General features: G+C 73.2%; 16 protein-coding genes and 1 riboswitch. Of the genes, 11 read left to right on the top strand and 5 right to left on the bottom strand.

All coding sequences use genetic code 11. The features are described 5' to 3' along the window. Positions 1-33: 33 nt before the first annotated feature. From ACN27C_RS30865 to ACN27C_RS30840, 6 genes are all read left to right on the top strand, one after another. Positions 34-516, top strand: a complete 483-nt coding sequence (locus ACN27C_RS30865) for a hypothetical protein (protein ID WP_422749827.1) — start codon at positions 34-36, stop codon at positions 514-516. A gap of 91 nt (positions 517-607) precedes the next feature. Then, positions 608-724, top strand: a riboswitch (cobalamin riboswitch). Between the two features lie 138 nt (positions 725-862). Further along, positions 863-2,317 (top strand): cell wall anchor protein, encoded by a 1,455-nt coding sequence (locus ACN27C_RS30860; RefSeq protein ID WP_422749825.1) that lies wholly within the window; start codon positions 863-865, stop codon positions 2,315-2,317. After that, positions 2,314-3,252 (top strand): hypothetical protein, encoded by a 939-nt coding sequence (locus ACN27C_RS30855; protein WP_422749823.1) that lies wholly within the window; start codon positions 2,314-2,316, stop codon positions 3,250-3,252. The genes ACN27C_RS30860 and ACN27C_RS30855 overlap by 4 nt, the downstream gene beginning before the upstream one ends. Next, positions 3,245-4,486 carry an energy-coupling factor transporter transmembrane protein EcfT gene (locus tag ACN27C_RS30850; protein ID WP_422749821.1) on the top strand — a complete coding sequence of 414 codons (1,242 nt, stop codon included), beginning with the start codon at positions 3,245-3,247 and terminating at the stop codon, positions 4,484-4,486. Before ACN27C_RS30855 ends, ACN27C_RS30850 begins: the two co-directional genes overlap by 8 nt. After that, complete coding sequence (locus ACN27C_RS30845) at positions 4,483-6,114, top strand: ABC transporter ATP-binding protein (RefSeq protein WP_357899301.1); 1,632 nt, start codon at positions 4,483-4,485, stop codon at positions 6,112-6,114. Before ACN27C_RS30850 ends, ACN27C_RS30845 begins: the two co-directional genes overlap by 4 nt. Then, complete coding sequence (locus ACN27C_RS30840) at positions 6,111-7,025, top strand: ECF transporter S component (protein WP_357899299.1); 915 nt, start codon at positions 6,111-6,113, stop codon at positions 7,023-7,025. The genes ACN27C_RS30845 and ACN27C_RS30840 overlap by 4 nt, the downstream gene beginning before the upstream one ends. Before the next feature lie 132 nt (positions 7,026-7,157). Here ACN27C_RS30840 and ACN27C_RS30835 read toward each other — a convergent pair whose 3' ends face one another. Further along, entirely contained in the window at positions 7,158-7,940 is a 783-nt protein-coding gene (locus ACN27C_RS30835; protein ID WP_422749818.1) for an aminoglycoside adenylyltransferase domain-containing protein, read from the bottom strand. 192 nt (positions 7,941-8,132) lie between these two features. On the opposite strand from ACN27C_RS30835, the gene ACN27C_RS30830 reads away from it, so the two are divergent. From ACN27C_RS30830 to ACN27C_RS30815, 4 genes are read left to right on the top strand one after another with little or no spacing between them, the layout of a single operon-like run. Beyond that, a complete protein-coding gene (locus tag ACN27C_RS30830; RefSeq protein WP_422749816.1) occupies positions 8,133-9,041 on the top strand; it encodes an ABC transporter ATP-binding protein in 909 nt (302 codons plus the stop codon). Positions 9,042-9,050: 9 nt separating this feature from the next. Further along, entirely contained in the window at positions 9,051-9,791 is a 741-nt protein-coding gene (locus tag ACN27C_RS30825; protein WP_422749814.1) for an ABC transporter permease, read from the top strand. A gap of 3 nt (positions 9,792-9,794) precedes the next feature. Then, complete coding sequence (locus ACN27C_RS30820) at positions 9,795-11,057, top strand: sensor histidine kinase (RefSeq protein ID WP_422749812.1); 1,263 nt, start codon at positions 9,795-9,797, stop codon at positions 11,055-11,057. Further along, entirely contained in the window at positions 11,054-11,683 is a 630-nt protein-coding gene (locus tag ACN27C_RS30815; RefSeq protein WP_120570867.1) for a response regulator, read from the top strand. Before ACN27C_RS30820 ends, ACN27C_RS30815 begins: the two co-directional genes overlap by 4 nt. Before the next feature lie 10 nt (positions 11,684-11,693). On the opposite strand, the gene ACN27C_RS30810 is transcribed toward ACN27C_RS30815, so the two are convergent. Continuing rightward, positions 11,694-12,389, bottom strand: a complete 696-nt coding sequence (locus ACN27C_RS30810) for a TIGR04222 domain-containing membrane protein (RefSeq protein WP_350815040.1) — start codon at positions 12,387-12,389, stop codon at positions 11,694-11,696. A 45-nt stretch (positions 12,390-12,434) separates the two neighbouring features. Then, positions 12,435-12,644, bottom strand: coding sequence for a hypothetical protein (locus tag ACN27C_RS30805; protein ID WP_357792987.1), 210 nt, complete (start codon positions 12,642-12,644; stop codon positions 12,435-12,437). 158 nt (positions 12,645-12,802) lie between these two features. Here ACN27C_RS30805 and mraY point away from each other — a divergent pair, with 158 nt between their 5' ends. After that, complete coding sequence (mraY, locus tag ACN27C_RS30800) at positions 12,803-13,906, top strand: phospho-N-acetylmuramoyl-pentapeptide-transferase (RefSeq protein WP_422749809.1); 1,104 nt, start codon at positions 12,803-12,805, stop codon at positions 13,904-13,906. 25 nt (positions 13,907-13,931) lie between these two features. On the opposite strand, the gene ACN27C_RS30795 is transcribed toward mraY, so the two are convergent. Both ACN27C_RS30795 and ACN27C_RS30790 read right to left on the bottom strand, forming a co-directional pair. Beyond that, positions 13,932-14,420 (bottom strand): MarR family transcriptional regulator, encoded by a 489-nt coding sequence (locus ACN27C_RS30795; RefSeq protein WP_422749807.1) that lies wholly within the window; start codon positions 14,418-14,420, stop codon positions 13,932-13,934. 8 nt (positions 14,421-14,428) lie between these two features. Continuing rightward, complete coding sequence (locus tag ACN27C_RS30790; RefSeq protein ID WP_422749805.1) at positions 14,429-15,676, bottom strand: FAD-dependent oxidoreductase; 1,248 nt, start codon at positions 15,674-15,676, stop codon at positions 14,429-14,431. Between the last annotated feature and the right edge of the window lie 54 nt (positions 15,677-15,730).

Raw genomic sequence — 15,730 nt, 5'->3', positions numbered from 1 at the left:
CCCCTCGCCGCTCACCCGATCACAGGAGGACCCGTGTTCCGTCGTTCCACAGTCCGCAGTTGGCTGGCCGGCCTGCTGGCCGCCGCCGTGGTGGGCGTCGCGCTGACCGCCGCCGAACCCGCGCCCCGGGCGGCGCACGCCGCCGCCTGCGTCGGCACCTCGGGAGTCACAGTGGTCGTCGACTTCGCCGCACTCGGCGGCGGCGTCCAGGTCGGATGTGCCCCGGGTGACCCGGCCACCGGCCTGGCCGCGCTGCAGGCCGCCGGCTTCACAGTCACCGGCACCGCCCGCTGGGGCCTGGCCTTCGTCTGCCGGATCAACGGCAAGCCCACCGCCGCGACCGAGCCGTGCGTCAACACCCCGCCGGTCACGGCGTACTGGTCGTACTGGCACGCCCCCAGCGGCGGCTCCTGGTCCTACAGCACGTCCGGGGCGACCAGCTACAACCCCGCGCCGGGCAGTGTCGAGGGCTGGTCCTTCGGCGCCGGCGCCCCGCCGAGCATCGCCGCTCCCTAGGTGTGACCAGCGGCGCACCGGGTGCCGGCCGCTGCTCTGGCGTCGTCGCGCGCCCGGGCGGTACGGTGTCGGCACCCGGTGCGCCGGGCACACAACTGCATACGTCCCGTGTGGGGGGAAGCCGGTTCGAAGCCGGCGCTGACCCGCAACCGTGAGCGAGAGTGCCTTCTCGCGAGCCGGAATGCCCCGCCCGGGACGAGCGGCTTCCACTGTCGAGGTCTACAGGGTGAAGTCCGGGCCGCCGAGGTCCGACCACCCCCGCTCACCGCAGCACGCGGAGCGGGGTGTCCGTTTCTCGGGGTGCTTTCCGGAGGTTTCACCGACCGCTCTGCGAAAGGCACCCCTGATGCCCCTGTCCCGGCGTCTCACCACCGGTCTCGGTACAGCCACGGTGACGGCTCTCGCCGCGATCACCGGCATCCCGCCGGCCGTTGTCGCGGCACCCGCCCCGGCCCACGTCACAGCCGCCCGCGACGCCGCGGCCTGGCTGGCCGGCGAGTTCACCGACGGTACGCTGCCCGGCCCGTTCACCCCCGAGGACTGGGGGCTGACCATCGACGGCCTGGTCGCACTGTCCGCCACCGGCGTGGACGCGCCCACCCGGCAGGCGGCAACCGCGCAGGCCGCCAAGCACGTGCGCTCCTACAACAGCTACGACGACTGGGGCATCGAGGGCTTCACCGACGGCGGGGCCACCGCGAAACTGCTCTACGCCGCCTCCGCCGCCGGCGCCGACCCCACCGACTTCGGCGGCTACGACCTGCGGGCGGAAACCCTGTCGCTGATCGCCGGCGCCGACGCCGGGCACCAGCGGGGCCGGATCACCAGCCGCACCACCGCCGACAGCGGCCCGGACGCCAGCAACACCTTCGACCAGTCGTTCGCCGTGCTCGGCCTGGCCCGCAGCGGCGACCTACCGCAGGACACTGTGGACTTCCTGCTCCGGCAGCAGTGCGCGGCCGGTGGCTTCCGGCTCTACCCGGACACCGCCGACGGGCCGTCCTCCTCCTGCGACGAGCAGCCCGGCACCACCCTCGATGTCGACTCGACCGCGATGGCCGTGCAGGCGTTGCTGGCCGCCGCCGAGGACGGCGCCACCGGTGCCGGCGACGCCGCGCGCAAGGGCGCCGACTGGCTGGTGGCCCAGCAGCACGCCGACGGCTCCTTCGGCGGTTCGGGACCGACCACCGGTGCGAACTCCAACAGCACCGGCCTGGCCGGGCAGGCCCTCGCCGCCGCCGGACGCGACGACGACGCCGCCCGGGCCGCGAAGGCCCTGGCCGCGCTGCAGCTCACCGCGGGCGACGGCGGGGCCGCCTCGGCCGACGCCGGCGCGATCGCCTACAACACCGACGGACTCACGGCGGCCACGGCGGGCGGGATCACCGACACCGACCGTGACCAGTGGCGCCGCGCCACCGCGCAGGCCCTGCTCGGGCTGGCCCAGGTCCCGCTGGGCCGGATCGGCCTCGGCACGCCGCCCACATCGACTCCCACCCCGACCGGCACGGCCTCGCCCACCGCGCCCGCCACGCCCACCGCGTCTCCCACGCTCACCACGTCGCCTCCGCCGACCGGCACCGCCGGCCCGACGCCGAGCGTGACCAGCCCTCCGGCGACACCCGCGCCCACGACCGCGGCGCCGACCACCGCCGCTCCGCCGATCACGACCCCGGCCGCGTCAGGGCTGGGCGGGCTGCCGACCACCGGCGCGGCGATCGGCAGCTATCTGCTGATCGCGCTGCTGCTGATCGGTGGCGGAGTGACACTGCTCGTGCTCGGCCGACGGCGGGCGGGATGAGCCTCCGTGCCGCCCGCGGCGCGCTGGTCGTCGCCCTGGTCACCGCAGGCACAACGATCGGACCGGGCAGTCCTGTGGTGGCCGCCGGGTCGGCCGGCTACTGCCCGGACGCCTCCGGGGTCACAGTCGTGGTGGACTTCAACGAACTCGGCGGCGGAACGGTGGTGCGCTGCGCGCCGGGCACCCAGGCCACCGGCCTCGCGGCGCTCAAGAACGCGGGCTTCCCGATCACCGGCACGCTGCGCTGGGGCGAGGGGTTCATCTGCCGGATCGACGGCAAGCCGTCGGCCGCGACGGAGAAGTGCGTCGACACACCGCCTGCGAGCGCGTACTGGTCGTACTGGCACGCGCCGAACGGCGGCAGCTGGACGTACAGCGACAAGGGTGTGCTCAACCGCAGGCCGGCAGCCGGCAGCTTCGAGGGCTGGTCGTTCTCGCTCAACCGCAACGCCAACGACGCGCCTCGTCCCGGCGTCGCGCCGAAACGACCCGCCCCTCCACCGCCACCGCCGCCCCCTCCGCCGCCCACCGGCGGCGGGCCGGCGGTGCCACCACCGGCGGGCGGAACCGTCGTGGCGCCGCCGGTCGGCGGTGGCCGGCCCGGTGAGCCCACCCGGCCGGCCGGCACCGCCGGCCCGCCGGCCTCCGTCAGCCCGCCGGCCTCCGTCAGCCCGCCGGCCTCCGTCAGCCCGCCGACCTCCGCCGGCACGTCACCGACGGCCGGTACGCCGACCCTGGCGGTGACGCCGAGTGCTGACAACAGCACGGCACCGCAGGGTTCCTCCGACGAGCCCGTGGTGACCGATGTCGCCGCGTCCCGTGACGACGACGGCCTGCCACTGGGCACGATCGCCGGGGTGCTGCTGCTCGCCGTGCTCGCCACCGGCGCGCTGGTCGCGGCCCGTCGGCGGCGTGCCACCGGCCCGGATGACTGACGCCGCGGTCACCGGGTCGCCGGCCGCTGACGCCGGTCGTCTGCCGGGCCGGTGGTCGGTGTGGTGGCTGCCCCGGGGGCTGCATCCGGGCGCGTGGTGGCTGTGGGCGCTCGGCTTGGCGACCGCGGCCAGCCACACCACGAATCCGCTGCCCCTCGCTCTGCTCGTCGCGGTCGCCGGGCTTGTGGTGGTGCGCCGTCGTGGCGACGCCCCGTGGGCTCTGGCGTTCCGCATGTACGTCTGGCTCGGCATGGTGATCGTCGCGATGCGGGTCGTGTTCCGGATCGTGTTCGGCGGCGGCCAGGGCGAACACATCCTGGTCCGGTTGCCGGAGATCCCGCTGCCCGCGTGGGCGGCGGGCATCCGCCTGTTCGGACCGGTTGCCGTCGAGCAGATCCTCGGCGGCTTCTACGACGGGCTGCGGCTGGCGACGATGCTGATCTGCCTCGGTGCGGCCAACGCCCTGGCCAACCCGAAACGGCTGCTCAAGGCCGTCCCCGGAGCGCTGTACGCGGTCGGCACCGCCGTCGTGGTCGCGTTGTCGGTCGCCCCGCAACTGGTGGAGAGCGTGCTCCGGGTCCGCCGGGCCCGTCGGCTGCGTGGCGCGACCGGGCGGGGGATGCGGGCGCTGCGCGGGATCGCCCTGCCGGTGCTGGCCGACGCGCTGGACCGGTCCCTGGCACTCGCGGCGGCGATGGACTCCCGTGGTTACGGCCGCACCGCTTCGGTGGCCGCCGGGCAGCGGACCGTCACCGGCGGGCTCGTCCTCGGCGGGCTGGTCGGCGTCTGCGCCGGCACCTACGGGCTGCTCGACAGCGCCGGACCCGGCTACCTGGGGCTGCCGATGCTTCTGGCCGGACTGGTGGCCGCCGTGACCGGCATGCTGCTGGCCGGTCGCCGGGTCCGCCGCAGCCGCTACCGGCCGGACCGCTGGCACCCGGCCGAGCTGATCGTGGCCGGCTGCGGAGTGGCCGCCGCGGCGCTGACCATGCTCGCCGGCTCGGTGGACCCGGAACTGCTCTACCCGCCGGTCAGCCCGCTCACCTGGCCGCAACTGACCCCGCTGATGCTTCTCGCCGTCGGCGTCGCCGCGGCGCCGGCCTGGCTGGCACCACCACCGCCCGTGGTGCGGGTCCATCGCCCGCCGGCGGTGGACCCGCCCGTCCCCGTGCCGAAGACACCGGCGGACGGAGAACGCGTCGCGACGACACAGTCACCGGGAGATCGCCGATGATCACTTTCGACCGGGTCACCGTCCACTACGCCGAGGGCGGCCCGCCGCCGCTGCGGGACGTGACACTGCACATCGACGAGGGTGAACTCTGCCTGGTCGCCGGCCGTACCGGCGCCGGAAAGTCGACGCTGCTGCGGGCAATCAACGGCCTCGTCCCGCACTTCACCGGCGGCACCCTGCACGGCACCGTCACCGTCGACGGCCGGGACACCCGTACGCACCCGCCGCGTGACCTCGCCGACGTCGTCGGCGTGGTCGGCCAGGACCCGCTGGCCGGCTTCGTCACCGACACCGTCGAGGAGGAACTGGCGTACGGGATGGAGCAGCTCGCCCTGCCGCCGGCGGTGATGCGCAAGCGGGTGGAGGAGACCCTGGACCTGCTCGGCATCGCCGACCTGCGGGACCGGCCCCTGCGGACGCTGTCCGGCGGACAGCAGCAGCGGGTCGCCATCGGCGCGGTGCTCACCGCGCACCCCCGGGTGCTGGTGCTCGACGAACCCACCTCCGCGCTGGACCCCACCGCGGCGGAGGACGTGCTCGCCACGGTCACCCGTCTGGTCCACGACCTCGGGGTGACCGTGGTCCTGGCCGAGCACCGGCTGGAGCGCGTGCTCCAGTACGCCGACCGGCTGCTGTACCTGCCCGGCGACGGCCACGTGCACGACGGCACGCCCGCGACGGCGCTGGCCCACGTCGACATCGCGCCACCCCTGATCGAGTTGGGTCGCCTCGCCGGCTGGACACCGCTGCCGCTGTCGGTCCGCGACGCCCGCCGACGGGCGTCCGACCTGCGGCACCGGCTCGCCGACGCGGATCCGCCACCGGCCCCGGTGGTCGCGGACACCCGCCCCACGCTGACCGCCCGGAAGATCGTCGTACGGTACCCGGGGACCGTCGCGGTGGCCGGCGTCGACCTCGATCTGCGAGCCGGCGAGATCGTCGCGTTGATGGGCCGCAACGGATCCGGCAAGTCCAGCCTGCTCTGGGCGGTGCAGGGCAGCGGGCCCCGCCACGGCGGCACCGTCGCCGTGACCGGTCCGCAGGGCACCGCCGACCCCAGGGCACTGCGGGCCGGGCAGGCCCGTCGGCACGTCGGCCTCGTCCCGCAGAACTCCGGCGACCTGCTCTACCTGGAGACCGTCGACGCGGAGTGCGCCCAGGCCGACCGGGAGACCGACGTGCCGGCCGGCACCTGCCGGGCACTGCTGGACCAGCTCGTCCCCGGCCTGCCCGGTGACCGGCACCCCCGGGACCTGTCCGAGGGACAGCGGCTCGCCCTCGCGCTCGCCGTGCAGCTCACCGCCGCTCCGCCGGTGGTCCTGCTGGACGAGCCGACCCGCGGCCTGGACTACCACGCCAAGCGGCAGTTCACCGCCGTCGTCCGGATGCTGGCCGGCGACGGCCGGGCCGTGGTGGTCGCCACCCACGACGTCGAACTCGTCGCGACCCTCGCCGACCGGGTGGTGGTGATGGCCGAGGGGGAGACGGTCTCCGACGGCACCACCGCCGAGGTCATGCTCGCCTCCCCGGCGTTCGCGCCGCAGGTGGCCAAGGTCCTGGCCCCCGCACCCTGGCTGACAGTGGAACAGGTCGCCGCCGCGATCAGCGCGACCGGGGGACCGGCATGAGCGTGCTGCGGGTCGCCCCGCGTTCCGCAGTGGTGCTGACTCTCGCCTCGGCCGCCGCGCTGGCCACCTTCACCTGGCCCTTCTTCGTCCCCGCACACCCGGAGAGCACCGCCCGAACCGCCGAGGCGCCGCTGGTCTTCCTCGTCATGCTGCCGGTGCTCGTGGCGCTCGTCCTCGCCGAACTCACGTCCGGCGGCATCGACAGCAAAGCGCTCGCGATGCTCGGCGTACTCGCTGCCGTCAACGCCGCCCTGCGGCCCCTGGGCGCGGGAACCGCGGGCATCGAGACGGTGTTCTTCCTGCTCGTCCTCGCCGGCCGGGTCTTCGGACCCGGGTTCGGATTCCTGCTCGGCGCCACGTCGCTGTTCGCGTCCGCACTGCTCACCGCGGGCGTCGGACCGTGGCTACCGTTCCAGATGCTCTGCGCCTCCTGGATCGGCCTCGGCGCCGGCCTGCTCCCGGCCCGGCTGCGCGGGCGGGCCGAGACCGCCGTCCTGGCCGGCTACGGCGTGCTCGCCGCCTACGGCTACGGCCTGCTGATGAACCTGTGGTTCTGGCCGTTCAGCGTCGGCGCGGACACCCAGCTGTCGTACGTCGCCGGTGCGCCCGTACTGGAGAACCTGCACCGCCTCGCCCTGTTCACCGCCGTCACCTCCACCTTCGGCTGGGACACCGGCCGGGCGATCACCACCGCCGTGGCGATCGTCCTCGCCGGTCCAGCCGTCCTGGCGGCGCTGCGCCGCGCCGCCCGGCGGGCCGCGTTCGGCGCTCCGGTCACCTTCGCCGCGCCCGAATCTGCCACGCCCGGGGCGGGTGGTGAGCAGGTGACCATGCCCGGCATCAAGCCGACATCCTCGCAGGCGGCGGAGGAGGTCAGCTCATCGCAGACCCCGCGACCGCCCGTCAGATGATCGGTGACGCGTTTCGCTACCGGGCAGCGCTGCCGCCCGAATGAACGACGTGTGGGCGCAGGTCAGCGACGCCCCCGGCAGGTTGGCCTGACCGTGCGCTTCGGCGCACTGTTCCCAATCCTGGGCCGGCATTCACCGGGCGCGGTCGGTGTACGCCTTGCGTTGTTCCGCGGCCAGGATGGCGGCGCTGACCTCGTTCACGAATGCCCGGACCTCGTCGAACCGGCCGGGATCGGTGTCGTGGCCGGAGTCGTACCACCAGTCACGCGCCCAGACGATCAGGTCCGCCCATCGCGGGAGGGCGGCGGCGGTCTGCTCGGCGGCCTGCCGCTTGGACAGTTGCCGGCCGTTGCGCAGCCGCTGGAAGGCCCGGCAGAGCGTGAGCACCGCGTACGACTGGGCTCCGGGTGGGGTCATCGCGAGCACCCAGGCCGGCCAGTCGCGGACGTGGCCGAGCAGAGCCGCGCGGACCAGGCCGGGGTCGACGGCGGGCAGCACCTCGCCGGCCGGCGGTCCCAGCAGCGTACGGCCGTGGTCGCGCACGGCGACCCAGGTCACGACGCGGTGAGTGGTGGCGGGCAGCAGGTGCAGCGACTCGCCGGGGCTGATCCGGGCGATCAGGTGGCCCCGGCCGCCGACGGCGCGCACCGCGTCCAGTGACACGTATTCCACCTCGATCCGGCCCGCCCACTGCGGATGCCGCCGGTCGAGATCCGCGTGCAGTCCGGCGAGTACGTCGAGGAGCTTCTCGTCCGGGTCGCCGGCGAGGACCGCGAGCAGGTCCAGGTCGCTGCGGCCCAGATCGAAGTCGCCTGCCACCAGTGAGCCGTGCAGGTACAGGCCCAGAAGGCGGTCGGCCAGCGCCTCGCGCCACGCCTCGCGAAGGTCGGAGAGAACCATGTCGGGTGAAGCCACTGGGTGATCCTGCGCGGCCGGTTGCCGGGCGGCCACCGATTAAGCCGCCCCGGCCATCGCCGGCAGCATGCCAACGACCCCGGTCGACCCCGGCATCAACCACCTGGTTGACCGCCGCACCCACCGGGCTGCGCGGCGGCTCTCGCCGCGCAGTCGATTCGGCGTACGGGTGCCGGACGGCACGCTTCTGTCATGGCAATCATCGAGGTGGACGGCCTCGTCAAGCGTTACGGCGAGCACACCGCTGTGGACGGCGTCAGCTTCGCCGTCGAGCAGGGCGAGATCTTCGGCATCCTGGGCCCGAACGGGGCCGGCAAGACCACGACAGTCGAGTGCGTCGAAGGGCTGCGCGTCCCGGACGGCGGCACCGTCCGGGTCTGCGGCATCGACCCGCAACGTGACACCGGGGAGATGCGGCACCTGCTCGGCGCGCAGCTCCAGGCGAGCGAGCTGCCCGACAAGCTCACAGTCGGCGAGGCGATGGAGCTGTACAGCTCCTTCTACCGCCGGCCGGCCGACTGGGGTGCGCTGATCGACACGCTGGGTCTCACCGAAAAGCTCGGCACGCAGTTCCGGCGGCTCTCCGGCGGGCAGAAGCAGCGGCTGTCGATCGCGCTCGCGCTGGTCGGCGACCCGGAGGTGGCGGTGCTCGACGAGCTGACCACCGGCCTCGACCCGCAGGCGCGGCGCGACACGTGGGATCTGATCGAGGGCGTCCGTGATCGGGGTGTGACGGTGCTGCTGGTCACGCACTTCATGGAGGAGGCGGAACGGCTCTGCGACCGGCTGGCGGTGATCGACGCCGGTCGCCTGGTCGCGCTCGACTCCCTGGCCGGGCTCGTGGCGCGCGTCGACGACCGGCAGCGAATCCGGTTCCGGCCCTCCGCGCCGCTTGATCACGCCCTGCTGACCGCGCTGCCGGAGGTCACGTCCGTCGAGCGGGCCGGCAGCCAGCTCCTCGTGACCGGTACGGGAGACCTGCTGCTCGCCGTGACCACTGTGCTCGCCCGCCATCAGGTGGTCGCGGCCGATCTGCGGGTCGAGCAGACCTCACTGGACGACGCGTTCGTCGCGCTCACCGGCCGCCCGATCGACGCCTGAGGAGACATCATGTCCGCGCTGTACCGGCTCACCGCCACCGAGACCAGACTGTTCTTCCGCGAGCCGATCATCGTCTTCTTCGCCCTCGGTTTCCCGCCGCTCCTGCTCGTCATCTTCGGTGCGATCCCCGCGTTCCGGGAGCCCGACGCCGACCTCGGCGGGCTGCGGACCATCGACCTGTACGTGCCGATCATCGTCGCGCTGAGCATCGCCATGTTCGCGCTGAACAGCCTTTGCCAACTGCTCGCCACCTACCGGGAGAAGGGTGTGCTGCGCCGGATGCGGACCACGCCGGTCAAGCCGGCGGCGATGCTCGGCGCGCAGTTGCTGATGTCCACTGCGATGTCCGTGGTGACGATGCTCGTCGCGCTCGCCATCGGCCGGTTGGCGTTCGGCGTACGGCTGCCCCGGCAGGTGCCGGCGTACCTGACGAGTTACGTGCTGGCGGCCGTGACGATGTTCGCGATCGGTCTGCTCGTCGCCGCGCTCGCGCCCGGCGGCAAGAGTGCCGGGGCGGTCGGGACCGTACTCTTCTTTCCGGTCGTGTTCTTCGCCGGTCTCTGGCTCCCGCGCGACAGCATGCCCGGCGTGCTGCGGGGGATCAGCGACTTCACCCCGCTCGGGGCGGGCGTGCAATCATTGCAGGACGCCACCGCCGGTCAGTGGCCGCAGGTGCTGCACGTGGCTGTGATGCTGGGGTGGACGATCGTGGCCGGCGGGCTGGCCGCGCGGTACTTCCGCTGGGAGTAGGTCGTGAGTATCGAGGCCGAGCTACGTGCGGAGTTCGACCGCTGGGAACGCAAGGAGACGGTGTTCTTCACCGCCCTGCCGTACGTCCTCCTGTCGGTCTGCGCGCTCATCACGCTGGTGCTGCCGTTCTGGGACGTGTCACTGAACCTGCCGCTGGTGCTCGGGCTCACGCTCGTGATCGCCCTCTGGGTGGGCTGGTTCCATGCCCACCCGCAGTGGCAGGAGAGTGGCCCGTTGACGGGCCTCTACTACGTGGGGCTGATCGTGCTGGGCGCGAGCGTGGTGACGCTCGCTCCCTGGTACGGCATCTTCACCTTCATCGGGTACGTCCACGCGTTCCTGTTCCTGAAGGGCCGCTGGCGGTACGCGGGGGTCGCCGCCACGGCGATGATCCAGGCCGCGTCCTCCACCGGTGGCCTGTCCGGCGCGACGGTGAACGAGTGGCTGGTGCTGTCCCTGGTCATGATCGTGCTGGCCGGGGCGTTCTTCCGCTTCGCCGAGCTGGACGACCGGCGCAACCACAGGCAGAAGCGGGCGCTCGCCGAGCTGCACGAGGCGAACGTCAAGCTGGAGGCGGCGCTGGCGGAGAACGCCGGGCTGCACGCCCAGCTGCTCGTGCAGGCCCGCGAGGCGGGCGTGCAGGACGAGCGGCAGCGGATGGCCCGGGAGATCCACGACACCCTCGCCCAGGGGCTCGCCGGCATCCTCACCCAGCTCCAGGCCGCCGAGCAGACGGCCGACCGGGACGAGGCGTGGCGCCGGCACGTGGACAACGCGAAGAACCTGGCCCGCGACAGCCTCACCGAGGCCCGCCGTACGGTGCACGCCGTGCAGCCCGAGGTGCTCGCCGAGGCCCGGCTGCCGGAGGCGATCAGCGACGTGACCCGGCGCTGGTCGCAGGTGCACCACATCGACGCGGTGCTGACCACCACCGGCGATCCGCGCCCGATGCACGCCGATGTCGAGGTGACACTGCTGCGGGCCGCGCAGGAGGCACTCGCCAACGTCGCCAAGCATGCCCGGGCCAGCCGGGTCGGGCTGACGCTGTCGTACATGGAGGACCTGGTGACGCTCGACGTACGCGACGACGGGGTGGGTTTCGAGCCCGGCGCCAGGCGCGCCGACGGCGCCGGGGGTTTCGGGCTCACCGGCATGCGGCAGCGGGTGCAGCGCCTCGCCGGGCGGCTGGAGATCGAGTCGGAGCCGGGCGGCGGTACGGCGATCTCGGCCACGGTGCCGGCCATCCCCGCCGGAGCGGGCCGGTGATCTCGCTGCTGATCGTCGACGACCACCCGGTCGTACGCAACGGGCTGCGCGGCATGTTCAGCGCCGACCCGCGTTTCGAGGTGCTGGGCGAGGCGGGTGACGGTGCGGAGGCGATCGTCGCGGGGGAGGCGCTCCGGCCGGACGTGATCCTCATGGACCTGCGTATGCCGCGCGTCGACGGCGTCTGCGCCATCCGGGAGCTGGCGAGACGGGGAGTGCCGGCCCGCGTTCTGGTGCTGACGACGTACGACACGGACAGCGACGTGCTCCCCGCCATCGAGGCGGGCGCCACCGGCTACCTGCTGAAGGACGCGCCGAGCGAGGAGCTGTTCCGCGCGGTGGAGGCGGCCGCGCAGGGGCAGGCCGCGCTGTCCCCGGCGGTCGCGACGCGGCTCATGCGGCAGATGCGGCAACCGGCCTCGGAGCCGCTGTCGCAGCGGGAACTGGAGGTGCTGGAGCTGGTCGCCCGGGGCTCGACCAACCGCGAGGCGGCGCGGCAGTTGTTCATCAGCGAGGCGACTGTCAAGACGCACCTGCTGCACGCGTACGCGAAACTCGGCGTCAACGACCGCGCGGCGGCCGTCGCGGCAGCGTTCTCCCGCGGCTACCTGACGCCGGAGCGGTGAGGGCGGCCGGTCAGTTCCAGAAGCTGCTGGTGTTCGCGCCCCACGGCGACGAATCGAGGCGGCTGTCGACCTGGTGTGAGGACCGGCCACCGTCGAGCAGACCGGCGTCCCGGGCGAACCGCGGCATCAGCGCCTGTGCCGCGGGGGTTCCGAAGAGCGCCACCGCGAGGCCGACCTCCGCCGGCTCCAGGTCGGCTCGTTCGACGAGGCCGACGTGTCGGGCCCGGGCGGCGGCCAGGGCTCGCGTTCCGGCGACGGTACGGAGGGGCAGTGACCACACGGCGATCCCCACGAGAACCACGACGGCCACCAGTCCCTCGGTCACACCGACCATTCCCGCTGCCACCAGCTTCACGAGCAACGCCGGAGGCAGCGCCACCAGCAGGATCGGCAGCAGCGCCCGCCGGCCGGGCGTCCGCGCGAGACCCCGCCGGGCCAGGCTCCCTCGCACGTCGCGGAGTGCTCGCTGCACGCGCTTCTGCCGGGCGAGCTCCCCGGGGCCGACGGATCCGTAGAGGGCGGTGTACAGCGCCCGCTCCAGCGGCTCGGCCTCCGGCGGAAGCGACCCTGTCCGGCGGACCCGGCCGGCCCCTGCCGCCAGGACCCCGCGCGCGTTCAGCATGGCCAGAGCGGCGACTACCGCGCCCCGGTCACCGCCCTGAAGCAGGCCGATCTCGGTGGCCGCAAGCACGTCCGCGTCGCCCATGAGCTCAGGATCAGGGGTACGCGCAACCGCATCCTCCGGTCGTGGCTATGTGCTCGGCGGGTTGCGGTGCCGCTCGGCGAGGCCCGACGCGACCTGCCGCTGCGCGTCGTGCCGGTGCTGGTCGGCGCGGGCCTGGTGAACCGCAGCCGAGTCCTCGTCCGACGGGCGCCTCGTCCGGTCGCGCCGGGCGACGAAGACGACGAGCGCGAGCACCAGCACCAGCATCATCGCGAGCGACACCACCATCGTTCTCATGCCGTCGACGCTACGGCGTACGCGCCAGCCTCGGCGTGGTGACGGTCAGGGGGCTGCTCCGTCCGCCGCCGGATGGCAAGCTCACGTGTCGTGGTCGACGACTTCGCGAAGAGCGGTGGGAACGCGGTACGAGATCCGGACCTCGTGGAGGTCCGCCGGTGAGGGCGGTCATCGTCGCGGCCGCTGTCGCGTTCGTCATCTCCCTGTTCGGCACGCCGGTGGCGGTTCGCGTCTTCACCGCGCTGAAGGCCGGTCAGCCGATCCGGTCCATCGGGCTCGCCAGCAACGAGCACAAGGTGGGCACGCCCACGATGGGCGGCGTCGTCTTCATCGTGGCGACGGTCCTCGCGTACGTCGCCGGGCACCTCGCCCTGACCACCCTGCCCGAACGGCAGATCGCGCAGGAGGGGCCCACCATGACGGCCCTGGTGCTGCTCGGGCTGTTCGTCTTCTGCGGCGCGGTCGGCTTCTTCGACGACATCCTCAAGGTGCGCCGGCGCAACTCCGACGGGCTGTCGGCCAAGGGCAAGCTGCTCGGCCAGGCGCTCGTCGGCGGCGGGTTCGGCGTGGCCGCGCTGTACGTGCCCAGCACCAACGGCCAGACCGTGGCCAGCGAGCACATCTCGCTCATCCGCGACATCAGCTGGCTGGACGTCGGCAAGGTCGGCGCGGTCATGGTCTTCATCTTCGTGATCGCGGCGATGTCGAACGGGGTGAACCTCACCGACGGCCTCGACGGCCTCGCCACCGGCGCGTCGATCCTGGTGCTCGGCGCGTACTCGCTGATCGGCTTCTGGCAGTACCGGCACTGGTGCGCAGACGACGGGTACGCGCGCGTGAACGAGTACTGCTACCAGGTCCGCGATCCCCTGGAGATCGCCATGATCGCGGCAGCGGCGGCCGGCGCCTGCGTGGGCTTCCTGTGGTGGAACACGTCCCCGGCGCGGATCTTCATGGGTGACGTGGGCGCGCTCGGGCTGGGCGGCCTGATCGGCGGGCTCGCTGTGGTGACCCGTACGACGCTGCTCTCGATCCTGATCGGCGGGCTCTTCGTCATCATCACCACGACCTGGGTGATCCAGATCGTCTCGTACCGGACCACCGGACGACGCGTCTTCCGGATGGTGCCGTTGCACCACCACTTCGAGCTGGCCGGGTGGAGCGAGTCGACAATCGTGGTCCGGTTCTGGATCGTGGCCGGCGTCTGCGTCGCGGCCGGCCTGGGCCTGTTCTACTCGGACTTCCTGGCGACTGTGGGATAGCGGCAGAGCGACAGGAGACGCCGGCTCACACGGAAGGCTGCGGGGTGCCGCCGCCGCGGAGGTGGTCCAGCTCGGCGAGGTACATCTCCTGCAGGCGGCCGTGGTGCCGGACCAGCAGCCCGACCTCCTCGGCGCTGTAGCCCTCGACGAGCCGTTCCGCCCGCTCGGCGAAACGCTCGTACGGTCGCTCCAGGTCGGCGATCCGCTCCGGCCGCATGGTGACGACGACCCGCCGTCGATCGGCCGGGTCGCGTTCGGCCGTCACGTAGCCGGCCTGCTGGAGCCGGCGGACCATGCTGGTGACCGCGCCGGTGGTGAGGTTGGTCCGCTCGGCGATCTGTCCCGCCGTGGCGGATCCGACGTCCGCCAGGAAGTCCAGGCACTCCAGGTCGCTCACGGCGAGGCCGAGCCGTTCCGCGATGGCGTACCGGAGCACGGTGGACAGCCGCGACGTCTCCCGCCCGGCGCTCATGAGGTCGGCGATCGCGGAGGCGCGGGCCGGATCGTGGGACATGCGGGCAATCATGCCTCCGGCACGGTGACCCGATGCAGCCGAGGTAGCACGCGGGTCAGCACCCAGTGCGGTGCCGCGGCGCCTCCGGTGAGGCGGCGCATCAGCCTGGCGGCGTCGTCGACGGCGTGGAAGGCGTACGGCACCATCTCGTCCTGGTAGCCGGCGATCGCCTCTTCCACGGGCGTGCCGTTCCTCCGGGCCTCGACCAGCCTGTGGCCGAGCAGGGCGGCGTCGCGCAGCGCGGTGTTGCCGCCGTGCGCGCCGAACGGCGGCATGACGTGTACGGCGTCGCCCATCATCGTCGCCCGGGGCACCGCCCACCGGTGCGGCCGCCGGCCGGTGGCGAAGAGGTTGAGCACCGTGGCGTCCAGCTCGGCCGTGTCGACGAGCCGCCGGACGAGCGGGTGGAAGTCGATGCTCATCCGGGCCGCCACGTGCCACAGCGCCCGCAGGTCCCCGCGTACGCCGGGAGGCAGTTCGTCCCGCCGGAGCAGCAGTGCCCACATGACGTAGTCGTCGCCGGTGGGGGCGTAGCTGCCCGGCGCGAGGCGTGTGAACGCCTCCCGTGGGCTCTCGCCGAACCGCATGGAGGTGAAGAAGAATGCGCTGCCCGGCCGGTCGGCGATGGACAGGACCCCGCTGGTGCGCAGCGCGTCCGGGATGACGCTCGCGCCGTCGCGCCACAGCGGCGACCGGCCGTAGATGCCCGCCATCGGGGTGTCCGAGGGGTCGGCGTCCGGCATGAGCTGCGCGCGTAGCGCCGAACCGACGCCGTCGGCGCCCACCACGACTGTGGCCGCGGCGGCGCTGCCGTCGGAGAACCGCAGCCGCAGCCCGGCCGGGCCGCCGCTGTCCACGGCGACGGCGGCCTTGCCGTAGTGGATGCGCCCGTCCAGTCCGGACTGGAGGATCGACCGCAGCGTCAGCCGGTCCACCTGGCGGGTCTCGTGCGGATCGTCCTTGAAGGTGATCGTGAAGGCGTCCCGCAGCCGTCGGTCGGTGAAGCGCAGGTGCCCGCCGGGCTCGTCGCCGGTGGTCAGCGCCAGGCGGTACAGCGGGCGGGGCAGGCTCTCGCGCAGCGCCGCCAGCCCGTGCCGGTCGAGGATGATCCGGTAGCCCTGCCGCCGGACGAAGGGGCCGGGGTCCCGCTCGTAGACGTGCACGTCGACGCCGGCACGCGTCAGGTACTGGGCGAGGCAGAGGCCGGAGAGGCCTGCGCCGGCGATCACCACGGAGAAGTCGGTCGATGCGCTCATCCGATTACCTTAACCATTAAGATAATTTGAGCAAGGGGCACTGTGAACAGTCAC

The organism is Micromonospora sp. WMMD1219, assembly GCF_049315215.1.
Taxonomy (GTDB): domain Bacteria; phylum Actinomycetota; class Actinomycetes; order Mycobacteriales; family Micromonosporaceae; genus Micromonospora; species Micromonospora tulbaghiae.
The sequence above is the reverse complement of the archived record's forward strand: the minus strand, read 5'-3'. Positions and strand labels throughout refer to the sequence as shown.

Excerpts from the sequence above, each read along its gene's own strand:
- ACN27C_RS30790 (WP_422749805.1), bottom strand. The coding sequence starts at position 15,676 with ATGAGCGCATCGACCGACTTCTCCGTGGTGATCGCCGGCGCAGGCCTC.
- ACN27C_RS30845 (WP_357899301.1), top strand. The coding sequence starts at position 4,483 with ATGATCACTTTCGACCGGGTCACCGTCCACTACGCCGAGGGCGGCCCG.
- ACN27C_RS30795 (WP_422749807.1), bottom strand. The coding sequence starts at position 14,420 with ATGTCCCACGATCCGGCCCGCGCCTCCGCGATCGCCGACCTCATGAGC.
- ACN27C_RS30860 (WP_422749825.1), top strand. The coding sequence starts at position 863 with ATGCCCCTGTCCCGGCGTCTCACCACCGGTCTCGGTACAGCCACGGTG.
- ACN27C_RS30810 (WP_350815040.1), bottom strand. The coding sequence starts at position 12,389 with ATGGGCGACGCGGACGTGCTTGCGGCCACCGAGATCGGCCTGCTTCAG.
- ACN27C_RS30850 (WP_422749821.1), top strand. The coding sequence starts at position 3,245 with ATGACTGACGCCGCGGTCACCGGGTCGCCGGCCGCTGACGCCGGTCGT.
- ACN27C_RS30825 (WP_422749814.1), top strand. The coding sequence starts at position 9,051 with ATGTCCGCGCTGTACCGGCTCACCGCCACCGAGACCAGACTGTTCTTC.
- ACN27C_RS30830 (WP_422749816.1), top strand. The coding sequence starts at position 8,133 with ATGGCAATCATCGAGGTGGACGGCCTCGTCAAGCGTTACGGCGAGCAC.
- ACN27C_RS30840 (WP_357899299.1), top strand. The coding sequence starts at position 6,111 with ATGAGCGTGCTGCGGGTCGCCCCGCGTTCCGCAGTGGTGCTGACTCTC.
- ACN27C_RS30855 (WP_422749823.1), top strand. The coding sequence starts at position 2,314 with ATGAGCCTCCGTGCCGCCCGCGGCGCGCTGGTCGTCGCCCTGGTCACC.
- ACN27C_RS30805 (WP_357792987.1), bottom strand. The coding sequence starts at position 12,644 with ATGAGAACGATGGTGGTGTCGCTCGCGATGATGCTGGTGCTGGTGCTC.